Origin of the sequence: Psychroserpens ponticola (assembly GCF_023556315.2) — a bacterium.
Classification (GTDB): domain Bacteria; phylum Bacteroidota; class Bacteroidia; order Flavobacteriales; family Flavobacteriaceae; genus Psychroserpens; species Psychroserpens ponticola.
Window position 1 is genome coordinate 1685070 of the sequence record NZ_CP116221.1, and the last position, 19178, is coordinate 1704247.

20 protein-coding genes are annotated in these 19178 nt (G+C 30.3%); 8 read left to right on the forward strand and 12 right to left on the reverse strand.

The window, feature by feature from the left end:
- Positions 1–29: 29 nt before the first annotated feature.
- Genes MUN68_RS07465 through MUN68_RS07480 form a run of 4 tightly spaced genes read right to left on the reverse strand, consistent with a single transcriptional unit; the run spans position 30 to position 2286 of the window.
- Positions 30–902 carry a pirin family protein gene (locus tag MUN68_RS07465; RefSeq protein WP_249994558.1) on the reverse strand — a complete coding sequence of 291 codons (873 nt, stop codon included), beginning with the start codon at positions 900–902 and terminating at the stop codon, positions 30–32.
- Between the two features lie 52 nt (positions 903–954).
- A complete protein-coding gene (locus MUN68_RS07470) occupies positions 955–1392 on the reverse strand; it encodes a MarR family winged helix-turn-helix transcriptional regulator (RefSeq protein WP_249994560.1) in 438 nt (145 codons plus the stop codon).
- 1 nt (position 1393) lies between these two features.
- The gene (locus MUN68_RS07475; protein ID WP_249994563.1) at positions 1394–1924 is read right to left on the reverse strand and encodes an NADPH-dependent FMN reductase; all 531 of its coding nucleotides are present in this window, start codon (positions 1922–1924) and stop codon (positions 1394–1396) included.
- A 2-nt stretch (positions 1925–1926) separates the two neighbouring features.
- Positions 1927–2286, reverse strand: a complete 360-nt coding sequence (locus MUN68_RS07480; protein WP_249994565.1) for a DoxX family protein — start codon at positions 2284–2286, stop codon at positions 1927–1929.
- A 149-nt stretch (positions 2287–2435) separates the two neighbouring features.
- Between MUN68_RS07480 and MUN68_RS07485 the strand changes: the two genes are divergently transcribed.
- The 3 genes from MUN68_RS07485 to MUN68_RS07495 are packed head-to-tail and all read left to right on the forward strand — an operon-like array spanning position 2436 to position 5790.
- Positions 2436–4064: an acyl-CoA carboxylase subunit beta gene (locus MUN68_RS07485; protein ID WP_249994567.1), complete on the forward strand. Its 1629-nt coding sequence runs from the start codon at positions 2436–2438 to the stop codon at positions 4062–4064.
- Position 4065: 1 nt separating this feature from the next.
- On the forward strand, positions 4066–4908 hold the full coding sequence (locus tag MUN68_RS07490; protein WP_249994570.1) for a hypothetical protein: 843 nt from the start codon (positions 4066–4068) through the stop codon (positions 4906–4908).
- A 3-nt stretch (positions 4909–4911) separates the two neighbouring features.
- Positions 4912–5790, forward strand: coding sequence for a hypothetical protein (locus MUN68_RS07495; protein ID WP_249994573.1), 879 nt, complete (start codon positions 4912–4914; stop codon positions 5788–5790).
- 32 nt (positions 5791–5822) lie between these two features.
- Here the strand turns inward: MUN68_RS07495 and MUN68_RS07500 are convergent, their stop codons facing one another.
- Positions 5823–6899 (reverse strand): AMP-binding protein, encoded by a 1077-nt coding sequence (locus MUN68_RS07500; RefSeq protein ID WP_249994576.1) that lies wholly within the window; start codon positions 6897–6899, stop codon positions 5823–5825.
- A 92-nt stretch (positions 6900–6991) separates the two neighbouring features.
- Here MUN68_RS07500 and MUN68_RS07505 point away from each other — a divergent pair, with 92 nt between their 5' ends.
- Both MUN68_RS07505 and MUN68_RS07510 read left to right on the forward strand, forming a co-directional pair.
- Complete coding sequence (locus tag MUN68_RS07505; protein WP_249994579.1) at positions 6992–8878, forward strand: DUF3857 domain-containing protein; 1887 nt, start codon at positions 6992–6994, stop codon at positions 8876–8878.
- On the forward strand, positions 8878–10812 hold the full coding sequence (locus MUN68_RS07510; RefSeq protein WP_249994582.1) for a DUF3857 domain-containing protein: 1935 nt from the start codon (positions 8878–8880) through the stop codon (positions 10810–10812). Before MUN68_RS07505 ends, MUN68_RS07510 begins: the two co-directional genes overlap by 1 nt.
- Positions 10813–10866: 54 nt before the next feature.
- On the opposite strand, the gene MUN68_RS07515 is transcribed toward MUN68_RS07510, so the two are convergent.
- The gene (locus tag MUN68_RS07515; RefSeq protein ID WP_249994618.1) at positions 10867–12033 is read right to left on the reverse strand and encodes a CPBP family glutamic-type intramembrane protease; all 1167 of its coding nucleotides are present in this window, start codon (positions 12031–12033) and stop codon (positions 10867–10869) included.
- Positions 12034–12043: 10 nt separating this feature from the next.
- Complete coding sequence (locus tag MUN68_RS07520) at positions 12044–13087, reverse strand: o-succinylbenzoate synthase (RefSeq protein WP_249994621.1); 1044 nt, start codon at positions 13085–13087, stop codon at positions 12044–12046.
- Positions 13088–13325: 238 nt separating this feature from the next.
- On the opposite strand from MUN68_RS07520, the gene MUN68_RS07525 reads away from it, so the two are divergent.
- Positions 13326–14219, forward strand: coding sequence for a sterol desaturase family protein (locus MUN68_RS07525; protein ID WP_249994624.1), 894 nt, complete (start codon positions 13326–13328; stop codon positions 14217–14219).
- A gap of 1 nt (position 14220) precedes the next feature.
- Here the strand turns inward: MUN68_RS07525 and MUN68_RS07530 are convergent, their stop codons facing one another.
- From MUN68_RS07530 to MUN68_RS07545, 4 genes are all read right to left on the reverse strand, one after another.
- Positions 14221–14370 (reverse strand): hypothetical protein, encoded by a 150-nt coding sequence (locus tag MUN68_RS07530; protein ID WP_249994628.1) that lies wholly within the window; start codon positions 14368–14370, stop codon positions 14221–14223.
- Between the two features lie 83 nt (positions 14371–14453).
- The gene (locus MUN68_RS07535; RefSeq protein ID WP_249994631.1) at positions 14454–15131 is read right to left on the reverse strand and encodes a metal-dependent hydrolase; all 678 of its coding nucleotides are present in this window, start codon (positions 15129–15131) and stop codon (positions 14454–14456) included.
- A 197-nt stretch (positions 15132–15328) separates the two neighbouring features.
- Positions 15329–16234, reverse strand: coding sequence for a 1,4-dihydroxy-2-naphthoate octaprenyltransferase (menA, locus tag MUN68_RS07540; RefSeq protein ID WP_249994633.1), 906 nt, complete (start codon positions 16232–16234; stop codon positions 15329–15331).
- Between the two features lie 15 nt (positions 16235–16249).
- Entirely contained in the window at positions 16250–17089 is an 840-nt protein-coding gene (locus tag MUN68_RS07545) for a 1,4-dihydroxy-2-naphthoyl-CoA synthase (RefSeq protein WP_249994636.1), read from the reverse strand.
- A gap of 196 nt (positions 17090–17285) precedes the next feature.
- Here MUN68_RS07545 and MUN68_RS07550 point away from each other — a divergent pair, with 196 nt between their 5' ends.
- On the forward strand, positions 17286–17714 hold the full coding sequence (locus MUN68_RS07550; RefSeq protein WP_249994638.1) for a hypothetical protein: 429 nt from the start codon (positions 17286–17288) through the stop codon (positions 17712–17714).
- Between the two features lie 194 nt (positions 17715–17908).
- The gene (locus MUN68_RS07555) at positions 17909–18328 is read left to right on the forward strand and encodes a hypothetical protein (RefSeq protein WP_249994640.1); all 420 of its coding nucleotides are present in this window, start codon (positions 17909–17911) and stop codon (positions 18326–18328) included.
- Here MUN68_RS07555 and MUN68_RS07560 read toward each other — a convergent pair.
- Entirely contained in the window at positions 18325–19155 is an 831-nt protein-coding gene (locus tag MUN68_RS07560) for a CvfB family protein (protein WP_249994643.1), read from the reverse strand. The genes MUN68_RS07555 and MUN68_RS07560 overlap by 4 nt on opposite strands.
- Positions 19156–19178: the final 23 nt, after the last annotated feature.

Consider the following 19178-nt stretch of genomic DNA (forward strand, 5'->3'; position numbering starts at 1 on the left):
ACAAGGTTTTTGAAACCTTGCAGGATATTCTAATTTGTTGGAAGGAATCCCATTTTTCCCATTTGAAAGTCTCTCATAGCTTCTAAAAGTTCTGTTTGTGAGTTCATTACATAAGGTCCATATGTTGCTATAGGTTCATTAATTGGCTCACCAGAAATAAATAACAATGTGCTACCAGTTTCTGCTTTTATAGAAAAACCTTCTCCATCTTGATTGAATTCCATAAGTTGGTTTTTATCTAATTCTAAGGCCTCAACGCCATTTACCATAACTTTTCCTTTTAAGAGATATAATAGTCCATGATGCGAGTTAGAATACGATATAAACTGTTCTCCACCTGCTTTTGCATCAATCATAAACGCATTAACAGCTGTTTGCGTACCTATTCTTCCAAATGTGTTTTCTAGCTCACCAGCAATAATTCTCGTCTCAACCTTTCCATCCTCTGAAGTAATCACTTTAAATTCTTCATATTTTGCATGTTGATAATTAGCTTCGATCATTTTCTTTTCCGAAGGTAAATTGAGCCATAATTGAATGCCTTCAATAGTTCCTCCTTGTTTTACTAAATCTTTAGTTGGACCTTCAGCGTGAATAATTCCGCGTCCAGCAGTAGTCCATTGTACATCACCAGCTTTTACAATACTTTCGTTTCCTAATGAATCACGATGTAATTGTTCACCTTGCACTAAAAATGTAATCGGTTCAAAACCTCTATGTGGATGTGGACCTAAATCGAATGGGTTATTAGCCGCTGAAATTTCATAAGGTCCATAATGGTGTAATAAGATGAAAGGATCTATCATTTCAATATGTTTTGTAGGAAAAGGTTGTCTCAATCGGATTGGTCCCATATTTATAAAATGACTTCGTCCTGCTCTCTTTATTGTATTTAGTTTCATTATATTTTTATTACAATAGTTTCCATGGAAACTATTTGGTTAAAAAAACACGCTAACGTATTTTATCAAGCAAATCACTTAGCTGTGTTGCTTCTTTTTCTGATAAATTCTCTAATAAATCTTCATTAAATTCTTTTGAAATTTGATCAATTAAATTGAGTCCTTTATTCGTTATTTGAATATGTACAACTCGTCTATCTTCAGGACAAGGTAATCTTTCAATCAATTGCTTATCACATAGTTTATCCATTAATCGAGTCGCATTAGGAGCACGTTCTAGCATGCGTTCTTTTATGGTTTGTACTTTTATAGCTTCTCCTGCACCACGAAGTATTCTGAGAATATTAAATTGCTGTGGCGAAATTCCAAAAGGTTTAAAAAAAGCATTTTGATGGCTATTTATCCAATTTGCTGTATAAATAATGTTTAGCAATGCTTTAATTTTACTATTTGGAAACGTCGAATTTATATCTTTAGAAAGATCTCCCATTTTATAATTGCTGTTGAAATTGATTAACAGCTTCTTTTAATTGTGAATTTAATTCTTGATTTATCATTATTCCTTCAGAGAAATTCTGGTTGAATGAAGGTAATGAAAACTCAGCAACTATATTTCCTCCCATAAAAGGAAAACGACCTTTAGCAATTTCTAAAGCAGTTGTTCCTCCTCTACCTCCTGGCGAAGTTGCCATTAATAACATTGGTTTATCGCTCCATAATTTTCCATCAATTCGTGACATCCAATCAAATATGTTTTTAAATACAGTGGCATAAGCGCCATTATGTTCTGCTAAAGATAAAATGATACCATTAGTAGATTTGATATGTTCTAAAAACTTATGTGCATTATCTGGAATGCCATGTTCTATTTCGTAATCAATCCCATAAATAGGTAAATCAAAATCGTTTAAATCTAAAATAGTCACATTTACATCTTCAACTAAAGTAGAAGTGTAGACAGCCAATTGTTTGTTAATTGAATTTTTACTATTACTTCCAGCGAATGTTATAATCTGTTTCATAATTATTGTTTTTTTAGTTTTTTGTTAAAAATATATGATATAATTAATAAAATTATAGCAATTAATGCGCCAGTTTGTTCTCCGTCACCTATCATATAATGTGCGAAAAAGGCTAATATAAAAGCAAAAAAGAAACCAGCATAAGCCCATTCTTTAATAGTTTTTAATTTTGTACTCCAAATGGCTATTAACCCTAATAACTTAGCTATAGCATAAGGATATATTATATAGGTTGGATATCCAAAATTAGTAAACATTGTTGATACATCCTCATGCTTAAATAAATACATGCTAACTGAAAAGAACATTAATAATGTTAATAAACCTGTAGCAGTAAAATAAATAATTCGATCTCGTTTCATGGTCTATTGGTTTTTGATATTTATTATGCAAATATATAATAAAAATCTAATATATTCCTAGGAAATTAATTCCATGTAAATAATTTAACAAATTATTCACTTTTTAATCCGTTAATGGTTTTGTAAATTCGTAAAAATAAAATCTCACTATGGATATCAACTTCAATAAAAACGAAGATCATAATAAATTACTCCTTTCCGACTTAAAAAAACGACTAGCTAAAGTCAAACTTGGTGGAGGTGCAAAACGTATTGAAAAGCACCATGCTAAAGGAAAAATGACAGCAAGAGAGCGTGTAGATTATTTATTAGATTCTAAAAAACCATGTATAGAAATTGGTGCTTTTGCTGGAGATAATATGTATGAAGAACATGGTGGATGCCCTTCAGGTGGTGTCGTTGTAAAAATGGGATATGTAAAAGGCAAGCAATGTATAGTTGTTGCTAATGATGCTACTGTTAAAGCAGGTGCTTGGTTTCCTATTACTGGAAAAAAGAATTTGCGTGCTCAAGAAATTGCTATAGAAAACAAATTGCCAATTATCTATTTAGTTGATTCTGCAGGAGTTTATTTACCAATGCAAGATGAAATCTTTCCAGATAAAGAACATTTTGGACGCATATTTAGAAATAATGCTGTAATGAGTAGTATGGGAATAACCCAAATTGCTGCTGTAATGGGAAGTTGTGTTGCTGGTGGTGCTTATTTACCTATTATGAGTGATGAGGCCTTAATAGTTGATAAAACTGGAAGTATATTTCTTGCTGGAAGTTATTTGGTAAAAGCTGCTATTGGAGAAACGATTGATAATGAAACTTTAGGTGGAGCAACAACACATTGTGAAATCTCAGGAGTTACAGATTACAAAGCGAAAGACGATAAAGATGCTCTAGAAACTATTCAGCGTTTAATTGATAAAATTGGTGATTATGATAAAGCTGGATTTAATAAAGTCACAGCTAAAAAGCCAAAAGAGAATCCGGATGATATGTTTGGAATATTACCGCGTTCGAGAGCAGATCAATATGATATGAAAGAAATTATCAAACGTTTAGTAGATGATAGTGAATTTGATGAATATAAAGAAGGTTACGGAAAAACAATCATCACAGCATATGCCAGAATTGATGGTTGGGCTGTTGGTATTGTTGCTAATCAACGTAAACTCGTTAAAACTAAAAGTGGCGAAATGCAGTTTGGTGGTGTAATTTATAATGATAGTGCAGACAAAGCTACTCGATTTATAGCCAATTGTAATCAGAAGAAAATTCCGTTAGTCTTTTTACAAGATGTAACAGGCTTTATGGTTGGAAGTAAATCTGAACATGGAGGTATAATTAAAGATGGCGCAAAAATGGTGAATGCCGTTAGTAATTCGGTAGTGCCAAAATTCACTATTGTAATTGGTAACAGTTATGGAGCAGGAAACTATGCCATGTGTGGAAAAGCGTATGATCCAAGGTTAATTGCTGCATGGCCAAGTGCAGAACTTGCAGTTATGAGTGGGAATTCTGCTGCTAAAGTGTTGCTTCAGATTGAAAAAGCGTCACTTCTTAAAAAAGGCGAGAAAATCACTGAAGCCAAAGAGAAAGAATTATTCGATAAAATTAAAAACAGATACGATAATCAAGTGTCACCTTATTATGCTGCTGCTCGTATTTGGACAGATGCAGTTATCAATCCGTTAGACACAAGAACTTGGATTAGTATGGGAATTGAAGCTGCTAACCACACTCCTATTGAAAAACCATTTAATATGGGAGTTTTACAGGTGTAATATGTTTAATAAACAGATCGTCATATTATTTGTTTTGTGTTTTACATTTAATTGCCATTCGCAAATTGATGTAAGTTCAGTTTTACCTATAAGAGTGCTCTATACAAAAGATATAAATGATGCTGATAAAATGAATTATGTCGTTACATCGAAAGATACTTTCTATGCTAAATCAAAAGTAATTAAAAATTTAAATCATCTCAAATCTGGAGCTTATGACGTAAACACAATGAATTCGTATTTGAATTCAGTTTTTCCATTTAAAAGTAAAAGCTGCATTGAAATTAGCCATTTAAATCAATGGACATCTTCTATTGTTATTTATTTTGACAAAGACATTCCAAAAGAAACTATTAAAGACATCAAGGCGTTTTATAAAGATATTTCATCGATAAAAAATTTTAATATCATTTTCACTAAAGACATTAATGAAGCAAATTACCGTATTAAATTAACAAGTGAAATCTTGAAAAAAAAGAGTGTTTGTTTTTCTTTTGATAATATTAAAAATGAAGAAAAATTTATATTCAACAATTGTAAATATAGTTTAATACCTGATTCAAATAATAACGTCATAAGTTGCATATTAGAAGTAAATGATAAATTACTTAAAGACAAGGAACTCTTGTTGAGTAATATTAAACAAGCTCTTTTTCTAAGTTTCTGTCATTTTTATCCTGATCATTTTTTAGAAAATGACAATAGTTTTTTAAGTACTAGATATAAAAATAATGATGTAATATCCGACTTCGATTTAAATCTACTCAAAATACATTACGCAGAAATTTATAATTGTAAGGTTGAAAAACAAACATTAATCGATTTGTATCATTTGGTAAATTAATCTATGAAAAAACAATTAATTTTTATAGCAATCATACTTTTTTACTTCTATTCTGAAGGCCAAAGCAATAAAATGCAAATAGGAAAAAGTTATATAACCTTACAAAACTACAATCTTTTGGAAAAGCTTCCTTTAACAAAAAAAGATTCGATGAATTTTGTAATTCGCGCTAATGATACTTTAGTTTTAATAGAAACTGCACATGAAAAAGGAAGTTATGTGACTTATGAATATAAGGATTCTACCTTTCTAACTTATTATAAAAAAATTGCATTTAATGAAAAAGATAATCGAGCATCTGATCCTGCTACTATGAAATATTGGAAAAATGATATTAAAATTTTCTTTTCAAAAAGTATCTCGAAATCAGTAAAAAAAGAATTCTTATCGTTTACAAATTCTATTTCTAAAAACATAGATTCTTTAAATATTTATCAAGTAAAAAAAATAGAAGACTCAAATTATGTTATTTATTATTTTGGAGATTATGAATACAACCCAAGTATGACAAATAATAAATTTTCAAATTATGTTATTAGCTGGAATGGTGGTAATCAAATTTATCGTGGTTCTTTGAAACTAGATGATAAAACAAATTTTAGTGATAGACTAAGAATTCAAAAAATGAAATCTTTATTTATCAAATCTTTAGGTCACTTTCTGTTTATTGAAGAATTTGATTGTGAAAGTATCTTTTCAGATTGTTATTCTGAAAATAAAAAAATGATGCCATTTGATTTAGAGCTCTTAAAATATCACTATTCTTATGGAATATGTAAAGGAACAGATTTAAAAACCTTTGAAAGACAACATCGAGATGGGAAAAAATCTTTAGAAAAAGAAAATCACACTCTCAAATTTTTCCATCCTCATTCAAATTAATTGCAATTAACACAATTAGTTGTGTGAATATTTCAATGGGTAAACGAACTCAAAACACCTTCTAGCATCTTTTTTCGTTGAACTTTCCCTGTTTCAGTTTCGAGAAATTTCGGAATATAATAAATTGCTTTTGGCACTTCATGTTTTTGCAATTTAGAAAAGATAGCATTGTCAAAATCAGATTTTTCAGCTTCAATAATGAGAATTACTTTCTGACCTAAATCAATATCCTCTTCTGAAGCAATAAAGAACCGTTGTTTTATCAAACCATGTAGTTTGAATTCTATATGCTCTGGAAATAACTTGACACCTCCAGAATTTATCATATTATCATAGCGACCTATAAGTTCAAATTGATTTTCAGAAATCAAATCAATAACATCATTAGTAATAATTGTTTTGGCATTCAGTTTTGGAGCATCAATAATTAGGCAGTTTTTTTTATTTTTTGAAATACTAACATCTGGAAGTGTTTTAAAAACTTCAGTTACAGACTTGGTATGATTAAGCTTTTTAACAGCAATATGACTAATCGTTTCTGTCATACCAAAGGTTTCGTATATCTCTGGATTCAAAAGTTCTACTGCCTCAATTAAAGATTTTGAAACCCTTGCTCCTCCAATAATAATCGTTTTAAAATTGTCTAATCTCTTTAAAGAATTTTTAAGTTGTAAAGGAATCATAGCTCCAAAATCATATTGCTTTTGGTCATCAAAAGCAGGATATAATGTAGGCGCAATCATATCTAATTCTAGGCCTAAAATCATCGCACGAACTAACATCATTTTTCCTGAAATGTAGCGACTTGGCAAACAATGCAAGGCTTTATCTCCTGGTTTTAAGCCAAAATAGTCACCTGTCATAATGGCTGAGTTGACCATCCCACTTTTATCGAGTTTTATTTCTTTTTGCGTTCCAGTAGTACCCGAAGTTTTTACCAAAACATAGTCGTTATTATCTAACCAATCTAAAAGAAAATCACCTACAGCTTTTTCATGTGCTACACCTTCTTTTATGAGGTTATAAGCGACTTCTTTGAGTTCACTATGATTATAAGGTCTTCCATTTAACTTAAATTTTAAGTTTATTTTATCAAATGTAGGAGTCATTTTGGTATGATATTAGCTATACGGTTATATACTATTTTTAACTCAATAAAGTTAAAGATAAATAGTCTATATTTGAATTAAAACCCTAAACAATGCCTAAATATTTTTTCTTTTTCTTTCTTGTGCCTATTTTTTGCTGGTCACAAGATTTTTCAGATGAAGATTACATTTTTCTTAAGCGACATGAACACATTAAAATAAGTCTTAAAGACGATACCTTTGATATTGTTCAAAACATAACAAAACAAGCACAGTTTTTGACTTCAAAAATCTTGTTATACGCTAATGAAACTATTCCATATGATGATAATTTTGTGCAAGTTAGAAACATAGAAGCCTATACCTATCTTCCAGAAACAGACCAAAAGATTGAAGTTGATTATATAGAAACACAACAGCAATTTGATAATATGGTTTTTTATAGTGATGATAAATATAAAAGTTTCATTTTTCCTGCAGTTAAAGAAGGTGCTGAAACGTATTTAAATTATGAACGCGTTATCGTAGAACCTCATTTTCTAGGTGATTTTCAATTTGCAAGTTATGTTCCTACAAAAAGCGCCAAAATTTCTATAGAATTTCCAAAAACTGTAGACTTAGGTTATACAGAGTTTAATACGGAAACAATAGATCTAGAATTTAAAAAAGAAGAAACAGATTCAAGCTTCATATATACTTGGACTGCAAATAATACAGCTGGTTTTGAGGGCGAAGATGATAGTGAAGCCATTGCTTATTATTTACCTCATATTATATTTTATATTAAAACCTATGAGTACAAAAATGAAAAAATAGGCGTTTCAGGAACTTTAGATAATTTGTACAAATTCTATTTTAGCTTGATAGAAAAAATAGATGAAAGTAACTTAGATAATGTTTATGATATAGCAGAAGAGATTACTAAGGGAATAGACTCAAAAAGAGATAAAGCAAAAGCTATTTTTAATTGGGTTCAAGACAATATTAAATACGTCGCATTTTCAGACGGTTATGGTGGATTTATTCCTGCTGGAGCAGGTTCTACCTTTGAAACTCGTTATGGAGATTGTAAAGCCATGTCTGTTTTACTATATGAAATGCTTAATCATGTTGATGTTGAAGCCTATAGAACTTGGATTGGTTCTAGAAATAAACCGTACTCCTATTTCGATCTACCTTCAGTCTATGTGGATGATCATTTCATTACAACCACAATTATAGAAAATGATACTATTTTCTTAGATGCAACAAATAGTTATGTGCCTTTTGGAATGCCTACTGCATTTATTCAAAACAAAGAAGCACTTATGGGTATAAATAAAGACAATTTTAAAATCATTAAGGTTCCTATACAAAATGCCAATAAAAGCGTTACTAATATCACATCTAATATGCGATTGGAAAATGGCACACTAAAAGTTTCTGAAAAACGGTCACTAATTGGCTATGATAAAGTAGAGTTCATTTCTAATTATACATTTAGAAAAGATAGTAAAACTGATGAAGAGTATCTTAACACCACACTAGCTTTAGGAAACAATAAAACAAAATATACCAATATAACAAAAGCAAATTTTGATAATAAAGACATTCCGCTAGTTTTAGAATATGATTTAGATATTGATAGCTACACAAGAAACATTGGAAATAAAATTTATATCAATTTAAATATTGATCGTTCGCTTTCTAATAGTAATGTTGAAATTAAAGACAGAAAGTATAGCAAAAAAATAGACTATCAATTTGAAAAACATTTTACAACAAATTTTGAAATTCCAGAGGGTTATAAAGCGAGTTATATTCCAGAAGATATCTTTTTTGAAGATTCAAATTACGGTTTTAAAATTAGTTATGAGATGCATGAAAATGTCATAACGCAAACTAAATCTATGTATATAAAAACGTTAAGTGTAAAAACTGATGATTTTGAAAACTGGAATCACTTCATAAAAAGTTTATTAAAAGCCTATAAAAAAAGTATAATATTAGAACACATATAATGATTAAGAAAATTGCATTAATTGCTTTATTAATAAGCACTACAACAGGTTTTGCTCAATATCATCTTTCTTATGATTGGGAGAAAAAACCAAAACTACATAAATTAACTGATGATGAGAAAATGGAGTCTTCAGTGGCCATCTTGAAGAAGGTTATTGTAGAGTATAATTCTGAAGAAAATTCATTGCAACCTAAGCTTTATGAGACCAAACATACCATAATTAGAGTTAATGACGATAATGGAATTTCTCAGCATAATACGGTTTATATTTCTATGCATAATGTGAAACAGCTTATAGATGTCAAGGCTAGAACTATTAGTCCGACGGGAAAAGTTATACTTCTCAATAAAGACAATATAAAAGAAGTTAGTAATGTTGAAGAATATGGAGATTTTAAAATTTTTGCGATTGAAGGTGCTGAAATGAACTCTGAAATCGAAGTACTGTATACTGTTGAAAAAGAATTTGATATCTATGGTTCTGAGACGGTTCAAGCAAATTATAAAATAAAGGAAGCTCAGTTTTTATTCATTACAGGAAAACTGCAATCTAATGTAAAAGCATATAGAACACTTGAAACTTTTGAGGCTGTTAAAATAGATGGAAATAAAGGAGAACTTTTAACCATAACAGATATTCCTGCAATGATTGAAGAAGAATATGCAACGCCTAAAGCCAATAATATTGCAGTTGTTTATCAATGTTTTCCTGAAGGTCAAAACATCACACAAAATATGTTTTGGACTAACGTTTCTAATAATATAGGTCGACAGTTTTTTCCTGAAACTATTGCTAGTCAAGCCAAAGATGATGTGAATGCTATTGTAGAGGGTAAAACAGAACTTAATAATTTCAAGAAGGCAGCTCTTGTAGATATTTTCATAAAAACAAATTATACCATTGTTAAGAATAATAATCAAGAACTATCCGATTTAAATTACATTTTAACAAATCGGTCTGCTAGTGATTATGGCATTTTAAAAGTCTATGCACAGTATTTAACCGCTTTAGAAGTTGAATTTGAAATTGTGATCACAGCCAATCGTTTTTTAACCAAATTTGATCCAGAGTTTTTTGTTCCAGGTATGCTTCAAGATTTCTTAATCTATATTCCTTCTGAAAGAAAGTATATTGCACCAGATCGTTTTGAAGGAAGAATTGGCGAAGCTCCATTTAATATCTTAGGAAATTATGGTTTATTTATTGCTTCAGATTTTAAACATTATTTTTCAAAAATCATTCAAGAAGATCCTGATTATAGCAGAATTAGAAGAGATATGAACATCACTTTTAAAAATGATTTTGAAAGTGTAACTATTGATCAAGATCAGGATTATTATGGCCATTGGTCTGAAACTAGTCGAGCTGTTTTAAGCCTTTCTACAGAACAAGGTATTGCAGAATATAAAGATTATTTAACAGGTTCTGGTATTGAAGATAAAGAGATTGTTAGCTATGAGACGTTTAATACAGATATGAATCAATTAGAATATAACATTCCTTTTAAAGTAAAAACAACAATCGCTTCTGAAGTTCTATTAGAAGATGTAGGTGATAGTTATATTTTTCAAATAGGCTTGGTCATTGGTACACAAAGTGAGTTGTATCAAGAAACAGAGCGCATCAACCCAATTGAAATGATTTATCCTAACCGTTATAACTATGAGATTATTGTAAATATTCCTGAAGGATATGCAGTTGAAGGTTTAGAATCTTTAATTATTGATAAAAGATATATTGCAAGTAATGGAAAAGAAACTGCAAAATTTGAATCTAATTACAAACTAGAAAATAATAAGATTATAATTACTATTGAAGAGTTTTATAAAACTCATGAATTTGATTTAAACAAATATGAAGAATTTAGAGAAGTAATTAATGCGGCTTCAGATTTTAATAAAGCGGCCATTTTATTTAAGGCAGCAGAATAAAAATTTGCAAAATAAGTATAATAAAAAAAGCGACTTTAATAGTCGCTTTTTTTATTATTCAATAATTTTATAATCTTCTTTTGGTGGTTCTTCTATTTTACCAAATAACTTGTCTTTCCAATTGGTCCATTTGTATTTTTTTGAAAAGATAAAAAGTAATACAGGATACATAATAAATACAGGAACAACCAAATCTATCATTCCTAATTCGGGTTCTGCAATGTCTTTCAAAATAGAATGTGTCTGCATTGCTGTCCAGTCTGTAGTCACTAATAATGCTGTAAATAAGTTGTTTGCTGCATGAAAACCTAAAGCCAATTCCATACCTTCATCCATAACTGTCATGATTCCCCAAAACAAGCCTGTTCCGATATAATATATCATGATAAAATAACCTAATTTACCAACTTCAGGATTTGCGAGATGTAGACCACCAAAAATAACTGACGTAATAAGTATTGGTGTCCAATTTCGTTGACATACATTTCGTAAACTATCATTTGTTTTAGACTCAAAAAAGTTGATTTTTTTTAAGACTTGGAACACTAAAAGAACGAATATAAAAGCACCAAAAATCAATGCTAAATTCAATAGAGCATCAATCGTATAGTTAACATTTAATATGACTATTAACGGAATTAATACTGTTGAAACAATGAAAGCAAATGGAAAATGTTGATGTTTTGTTACAGTACCAAATCCTTGCATTAAATACCCTCTAAAAATGTATTCCTCTAAACTCGTTTGAATTGGAATCAGAGCTACAGCAATGACTACGAGTATAGCAAATCGTTTTAATTCAAAATTATACATATAGTTTTCTGGAGCCAAATAAAAATAGTCTAGCAAAACTAATCCAGATGAAAGCGTTCCCCAAAATATAAAGGCAAACCAAATTCGTTTCCAATCTAATTTAGGTCTTGAAGTCGCAATAGAGGTCATTGTTTGCTTATGCAAATATTTAACAGCTAAAAACAAACCTACAAATCCAGCAGCAAAAGAGAGTAACATTAAAAATAGAAATACATTAGAATCAAACATGGTGTACATTGATTCTTCTGTTATGTTTTCAACTCCAATACCTCCATCTTGTAATGATTTCCAAACCATTGCAATTAATAATGGAAACTGTCCAATAATTGAAGCGATAAGTACCATTAAAGACCCTATAATATATCTCCAAAAATCATGCTTTACTTTAAATGCTTGTGTTATAAACATACTATCAATTTCATATATTTAGATTGGTTACATTCCAATCTTGATTAATTTCATGTCGCAATGTACCATTTTTAACTTGTAACGGACTTTCAACATTGTTTGTAAATAAACTCCCAGTGCCTAAACCCTGTGGTAATTTACTTTTAAGAGTATATGTCCATTGTGCAATTGCATTTAAACCAACATTACTTTCAAGTGCACTTGTAATCCACCATCCAATTCTATTGTCTTCAGCTAGATCAATCCATTGCTGACTTCCACTCCATCCTCCTACCAAACTTGGTTTTAAAATAATGTATTGCGGATTAATCATTTGTAGTAACTCTTTTCTTTTTGTTACAGAAAACACACCAATTAATTCTTCATCTAAAGCGATTGGTAAAGGTGTTTGTTCACAAAGTCTTGTCATCGATTCAAGTTGCCCTTGCTGTATTGGTTGTTCTATCGAATGTAAATCGTAATCAGATAAGCGATTTAGTTTTTCTAGTGCATTTTCAGGTAAAAAAGCTCCATTTGCATCAACTCTCAATTCAATATCACTAGAAGAAAACTCTTGTCTAATTGATTTCAGAAGTGCCAACTCAGTATCAAAATCGATAGCACCAATTTTCATTTTAATACAATTAAAACCTGTGCTAAGTTTTTCTTTTATTTGGTCTTTCATGAAATCTTCATTTCCCATCCAAATCAATCCATTAATATCAATGGCATCATGTCCTGCTGTAAATTCTGACGGGAATAATTCAAAAGGTGATTCACTATTAAAAGAATAAAACGCTTGCTCTAAACCAAATTGGATGCTAGGAAATTCAATTAACTCTTCTAGTAATGTCTCTAAACCTAAATGAATATGATCGCAAGTCCATTGTAACTTCTGTTCATAATCAGGTAAATCGTCTATGCTAAGTCCTTTAAACAAACCACACTCACCAATACCAATATTAGTGTTGTCTTTTAAAATAATAAACCAAGTTTCCTTCGTTTTTAGAATACCACGAGATGTACCACTAGCTTGCTTAAAATGAAGTATGTATTTTTGAAATGTAGCTGTCATTGCTCTGCAAAAATAAGGCTTCTAAAGTTAACTAGTATAATAACAATTTAAATTACTAAGCAAATATATTTAGGCTTGTCAGTTCGAGTGATTTTCTTTTTTTTTAAGAAAATTAGCTTGAGAACTGTAGTACAATTTCAACTATAATATCGATAGAGATTTTCTTTTAAACATAGAATGATATTCATTCGATTGGACGAATTATATTTTTGTAAATTCGTTTAGTAATTTATCCTAAATGCAAGATCCAAATTTTCCAAATATCATTTTATACGCCATCCCTTTTTTTATATTGGCTATGTTATTAGAATTAATTGTAACCATAAAACAAGGGATTAAATCATACAAATCTAAAGATGCTTTTTCTTCAATAGCAATGGGTTTAGGAAATGTGTTTTTAGGTTTTTTTAGTAAAGCTTTGGTACTGCTCTCTTTTTTTTATATCTATGAAAATTTCAGATTATTTACAATTCCAGTAACATGGTGGAGTTTTGTTTTAATTTTCTTTGTAGATGATTTTGCATATTATTGGTTTCATCGTGTGTCTCATGAATGTCGTTTATTTTGGGCTTCTCACGTGGTGCATCATTCGTCTCAACATTATAACTTGAGTACTGCATTGCGTCAGACTTGGTCTGGTGGATTTTATTCGTTTATTTTTTGGCTGTGGTTGCCTTTATTAGGATTTCATCCTGCAATGATTATGCTTCAGATGTCTATTAGCTTATTATACCAATTTTGGATTCATACTGAGGCCATAAACAAATTGCCTCGTTGGTTTGAAGCTTTTTTCAATACACCTTCTCATCATCGTGTACATCATGGAAGTAATCCGTTGTACTTAGATAGAAATCATGCTGGTATTTTAATTATTTGGGATAAATTCTTCGGAACATTTCAACCAGAGTTAGACGAAGAAAAAGTAGTATATGGATTGGTTACAAACATCAATACATATAATCCAATAAAAATTGCGTTTATTGAATGGCTAAACATGTTTAAAGATGCATTTTTAGGACGAAAATCTTTAAAAAACAGATTGCTGTATATGATTAAATCTCCTGGTTGGAAACATGATGGTACTGGTAAGGTTAGCAATGATTTGAGAGAAGAATGGTTAGAAAAGAAATAGCCTAAGTTAGTTTAGTCCTTTCATTATAAAAATCGCCAAAAGAGCGACATATACTATCAGATACTGAAGTAGCAATAATTGCTTCTTCCTTCAGATGTAAATTTGTGTATAAATTACTCCTCATCATTGTATTTTGAATAAATCTTTCCATAACTAGAATTTCCTCTTTATCTATTGCCATAATTTTTCATAGGTAACAATTCCATTAATAAAAAGACATATTAAAATATTTTTTTATAACTCAATACTCTCACCAATCTCCAATAACATCAAATCTTTATCCTTATCGAAGAATTTTCGTTTAGCTGTCTCATGGTCAATTTCTATATAACCAAAGGTATCAAAATGATAGCCTAAGACTTTATCACACGCTACAAAATCACTTGCTATGATTGCATCATCAATTCCCATTGTAAAGTTGTCTCCAATTGGTAAAATGGCTAAATCTAGTTTAGTATGCAACGGAATTAATTTCATATCCATGGTTAATGCTGTATCTCCAGCAATGTAAATATTTTTGTGTTCGCCTTCAATTACGAAACCTCCTGGTTGTCCACCATAACTACCATCAGGAAATGAAGATGTATGAATAGCATTCACATATTTTACGGTTCCGAATTCAAATTCCCATTGACCACCATGATTCATTGGATGGTTTTCTAAACCTAATTTATCAAAATACGTAGCTATTTCAAAATTGGATACTATGACAGCGCTTGTTCGCTTTGCTATGGCTTCTACATCTAAAATATGATCTTGATGTGCATGAGTTACTAAAATAAAATCGGCTTCAAGTTGTTCGATATTAATTTCAGAAGCTTTTGGATTAGCAGAGATAAACGGATCGACAAGAATATTGATATCAGCAATTTTTATACCTAAGCTTGCGTGTCCATAAAATGTAATTTGCATGAGAAAACGTTTTTTGATGGCTATTTATATAGCATTCTAAAATACGAAAAAACTCAGACAGATTAAAGATAATGTGTCTGAGTTTTAAAGCCCCAAATTTTATTGTCAACATAATAGCAAACAATGCCGACCTACAAAATTTCAATATTAAATATAAGGATTAATTATTTGAAAACCAAACAATTATGTTAAATTTTTTATAAAATATATCCAACACCCAAAAGTATTGAAAACAAAAAAGTAGTTAAAGCCAGCACTTTTAGTTGTGAATCGTAATCATTAGGTTCCTTAGCTTTACTAATTTTTATGATATGAATTGTTAAAGGAACATAAGCTATAAAGAATAATAAATTATAAAACGAAGAAAAGTAAAGCACAGCAAAAATAACAGACACAATAATAGCAGAGCTGATTAAAAGCAAATGGTATTGCTTTGCTCTTGTTTTTCCTAATTTAACGGCTAATGTCATTTTATTAGAAGATTTATCGGAATCAATATCTCGCATATTATTGAGATTTAAAACACCAGCACTTAATAAACCAAGTGCTATAGCAGGTAAAAATATATGATGATCTAAATGTTGTACAAATAACAAATAACTACCACCAACACTAACAAAACCAAAGAATATAAAAACGAAAATATCTCCTAAACCTCTATAACCATAAGCCGAATCACCAACTGTATAAGTAATTGCAGCATAAATTGATAAACCTGCAAGTAAAAAGAATAATAGTGATAAAAATAAATGACTTACTCCAAATGATGTATAAATAAGTGCGACAGATAAACCAACAACAATTAAGATATTGTTCTTAATACCAAGCATCATTTCATGTTCACTTATTGCTCCACTTTGAATTGCGCGTTCTGGTCCTACTCTATTTTCGTTATCTGTGCCTTTTACACCATCACCATAATCATTTGCAAGATTAGAAAGAATTTGTAAACTAATCGTTAGCAAAATAGCAATAATAAATACATAGATATTAAAAGCGCCATTGTGTTCCGCTAAACAAGCTCCTATAATAATTCCTGAAACTGATAAGGGTAAGGTTCGCAACCGAAATGCAGAAATCCAAGGTTTAATTTTTTTAAACATACAATAGAGATCTATTTATGGAATCCATTTTTTATCGAAGTTTGGCTTACGCTTTTCTAAAAATGCATCACGACCTTCTTTAGCTTCCTCTGTCATATATGCCAAACGTGTAGCTTCACCTGCAAATACTTGTTGGCCAACCATGCCATCATCTGTTAAATTCATTGCAAATTTTAGCATCTTAATTGATGTAGGTGATTTGGCTAATATTTCTTGAGCCCATTCATAAGCTGTATCTTCTAATTCGTTATGAGGAATTACAGCATTAACCATTCCCATATCGTAAGCTTCTTGAGCTGAATAATTTCTTCCGAGGAAAAAGATCTCACGAGCCCTCTTTTGTCCGACCATTTTAGCTAAATACGCAGAACCATAGCCACCATCAAAACTGGTAACATCTGCATCTGTCTGCTTAAAAATGGCATGTTCTTTACTTGCTAAAGTTAAATCACAAACCACATGCAAGCTATGACCTCCACCAACAGCCCAACCAGGTACCACAGCGATAACTGCTTTTGGCATGAATCTAATTAAACGTTGAACCTCAAGAATGTTTAAACGATGATAACCATCTTCACCAACATAACCTTGATGACCTCTAGCTTTTTGATCGCCTCCAGAACAAAAACTCCAAATCCCATCTTTGGTCGATGGACCTTCAGCTGATAATAATACAACACCAATATTTACATCTTCATTTGCATCATAAAACGCGTCGTAAAGTTCACTAGTCGTTTTTGGTCTAAAAGCATTTCTAATATCTGGGCGATTAAATGCAATTCTGGCTACTCCATTGCGTTTTTTATAGGTGATATCTTCATAGGTTTTTACTGTAACCCATTCTGTAGTATTCATATTGTAATCTGTTTAGCACAAAAATACTGCTTTTATATATAATATGCATGAACAAAACACCCAAAACAAGATATATAAACGTATAACATTCTCATATTTAATTTTTATGTGACTAGTTTATAAAATCTGTGTCTAAAGTATTGGTACTGATTTAAGTATCATTAAAAATTAGTAAAACAAAAAGATATTTAGGGATATGACTATTGTAGATTCAAACGTTGGTTCACAAATTTTAAAGCAAGAACAATCTGAAGCAGGAACGCTTCACTTTTTTAATCACATTGCAGTGGTTGAGTTTTACGAAGGCTTGCATGTTGATTTAAATTCTGGTAGACAAACAATCAATGATTTAATGAATTATTTCGGAACTACTAAACCATTTGGCTTAATAGCAAACCGAGTTAATTCTTATTCTATTTCATTATTAGATACAACTGAAGTAAAATCCATTTTTCCAAATATGGTTGCTTATGGTGTTGTAAGTCATAATGAAGCAGGACGAATGAATGCTATAATTGAAAGCAGTTTTTGCTCATCTAATGGTATTAGTTTTGACAATTTATATGAAGGATTAGATGCTGTTTATTTAAGAGTGATAAACAAATTAAACACTTATTTGAACTAATTTTAATATCAAAAATTTCTTATTAATTTGCTCTATCTGGTTATTTCTGCTCAATAATTCTCACAAATTGATGTTCAATTTGTATATATATCATGCTTATAATAAGAAGTAAATAATAATGAAATTCACGAAAAATTAATCTTGAATATACTGCTTAAGTGAGATATATTTGTAATCCCTATATAACATAAATTATGTCGATTATTGATTCCCCATACCATGATCAACTTATTCATCAAGAAACTGTAGCCTTAGGTGAATTGTATTTTTTCAAGCACTTTTTCATTGCTGAATTTAATGAAGGTATAAATATTACTTTTGAAAATTTTGATTCTGTTAGAATCCTAATTGAAACCCATTTTGGAGATTCAGAGTTTGGTTTTATTGCAAATAGAAAAAACTCTTATTCAATAGTAATTACAGATGCACCACAATTCAATTCTACATTCAAGAATTTAAAAGCTTATGCTACTGTAACTTATACTTCTTTTGCTAGCAAAATATTTGTTATGGAAAACCATTTTTTTAAGTTTAATAGACGTAATTTCAATAATTTAGATGATGCTATTCATTGGATTAAAGACAATATGAAAAAAACTAACGAGGAAGTTTAATTGAGATAAATACCATCGTTCTTGATTTCAATTAATCGCTGTCTATAAAGTGATCCAATAGCTTTTTTGAAATTCTTTTTACTCATTTCCAATTCATCTTTAATCTGATCTGGATTGGATTTATCTGTTAAAGCCAAAAAGCCATCACTATCTTCTAATATATGTAGGATTTTTTCAGCATTAGGTTCAATATTTCTATATCCAATCTGGCCTAATTTAATATCTAGTTTGTTATCATGACGTACTTTTTTCACAATACCTTTTAGTTTGTCGCCAACACTTAGTTCTTTGTAAATATCATCTTTAAAAATCAATCCTTGATGAAGTTTATTAACGATAACGTTCATACCAAGTTCTGAAGGATGCGAAACAATCAAATCTACTTCATCAAATTGCTGTACAGTAAGATCTTTATTATCTAAAAAGCTGTTGGTTTTGCTTGAAGCAACTAATCGACCTGATTCTTCATCTAAATAACAAAAAATTAAGTACCAGCCTCCAGCTTTCATTTTAAATGCTTGTTCTCTAAAGGGGCAAAATAATTCTTTAACCATTCCCCAATCTAAAAAAGCGCCATGATCTGTGACTTGATTACAACGTAAAACCGCAAAATTATTAACAGTAACAAAAGGTTCATCGGTTACAGCAACTGGTCTTTCTTCATTGTCTAGATATACAAAAACTTCTATAGGTTCCCAGATTTTAAATTCTTCAGGAACATATCTGTTTGGTAATAATACTTCATTTCCATCGGCATCTGCAAGGTATAATCCTTGTTCACTTTCTCGAAGTATTTCTAGCGTATTGTATTCTCCAACTTTTATCATGTGACAAAGATACAGATATTACA

What these genes read in the sequence shown, in the direction of transcription:
- MUN68_RS07465 (WP_249994558.1), bottom strand. Translation starts at nt 902, where the DNA reads ATGAAACTAAATACAATAAAGAGAGCAGGACGAAGTCATTTTATAAAT.
- MUN68_RS07470 (WP_249994560.1), bottom strand. Translation starts at nt 1,392, where the DNA reads ATGGGAGATCTTTCTAAAGATATAAATTCGACGTTTCCAAATAGTAAA.
- MUN68_RS07475 (WP_249994563.1), bottom strand. Translation starts at nt 1,924, where the DNA reads ATGAAACAGATTATAACATTCGCTGGAAGTAATAGTAAAAATTCAATT.
- MUN68_RS07480 (WP_249994565.1), bottom strand. Translation starts at nt 2,286, where the DNA reads ATGAAACGAGATCGAATTATTTATTTTACTGCTACAGGTTTATTAACA.
- MUN68_RS07485 (WP_249994567.1), top strand. Translation starts at nt 2,436, where the DNA reads ATGGATATCAACTTCAATAAAAACGAAGATCATAATAAATTACTCCTT.
- MUN68_RS07490 (WP_249994570.1), top strand. Translation starts at nt 4,066, where the DNA reads ATGTTTAATAAACAGATCGTCATATTATTTGTTTTGTGTTTTACATTT.
- MUN68_RS07495 (WP_249994573.1), top strand. Translation starts at nt 4,912, where the DNA reads ATGAAAAAACAATTAATTTTTATAGCAATCATACTTTTTTACTTCTAT.
- MUN68_RS07500 (WP_249994576.1), bottom strand. Translation starts at nt 6,899, where the DNA reads ATGACTCCTACATTTGATAAAATAAACTTAAAATTTAAGTTAAATGGA.
- MUN68_RS07505 (WP_249994579.1), top strand. Translation starts at nt 6,992, where the DNA reads ATGCCTAAATATTTTTTCTTTTTCTTTCTTGTGCCTATTTTTTGCTGG.
- MUN68_RS07510 (WP_249994582.1), top strand. Translation starts at nt 8,878, where the DNA reads ATGATTAAGAAAATTGCATTAATTGCTTTATTAATAAGCACTACAACA.
- MUN68_RS07515 (WP_249994618.1), bottom strand. Translation starts at nt 12,033, where the DNA reads ATGTTTATAACACAAGCATTTAAAGTAAAGCATGATTTTTGGAGATAT.
- MUN68_RS07520 (WP_249994621.1), bottom strand. Translation starts at nt 13,087, where the DNA reads ATGACAGCTACATTTCAAAAATACATACTTCATTTTAAGCAAGCTAGT.
- MUN68_RS07525 (WP_249994624.1), top strand. Translation starts at nt 13,326, where the DNA reads ATGCAAGATCCAAATTTTCCAAATATCATTTTATACGCCATCCCTTTT.
- MUN68_RS07530 (WP_249994628.1), bottom strand. Translation starts at nt 14,370, where the DNA reads ATGGAAAGATTTATTCAAAATACAATGATGAGGAGTAATTTATACACA.
- MUN68_RS07535 (WP_249994631.1), bottom strand. Translation starts at nt 15,131, where the DNA reads ATGCAAATTACATTTTATGGACACGCAAGCTTAGGTATAAAAATTGCT.
- menA (WP_249994633.1), bottom strand. Translation starts at nt 16,234, where the DNA reads ATGTTTAAAAAAATTAAACCTTGGATTTCTGCATTTCGGTTGCGAACC.
- MUN68_RS07545 (WP_249994636.1), bottom strand. Translation starts at nt 17,089, where the DNA reads ATGAATACTACAGAATGGGTTACAGTAAAAACCTATGAAGATATCACC.
- MUN68_RS07550 (WP_249994638.1), top strand. Translation starts at nt 17,286, where the DNA reads ATGACTATTGTAGATTCAAACGTTGGTTCACAAATTTTAAAGCAAGAA.
- MUN68_RS07555 (WP_249994640.1), top strand. Translation starts at nt 17,909, where the DNA reads ATGTCGATTATTGATTCCCCATACCATGATCAACTTATTCATCAAGAA.
- MUN68_RS07560 (WP_249994643.1), bottom strand. Translation starts at nt 19,155, where the DNA reads ATGATAAAAGTTGGAGAATACAATACGCTAGAAATACTTCGAGAAAGT.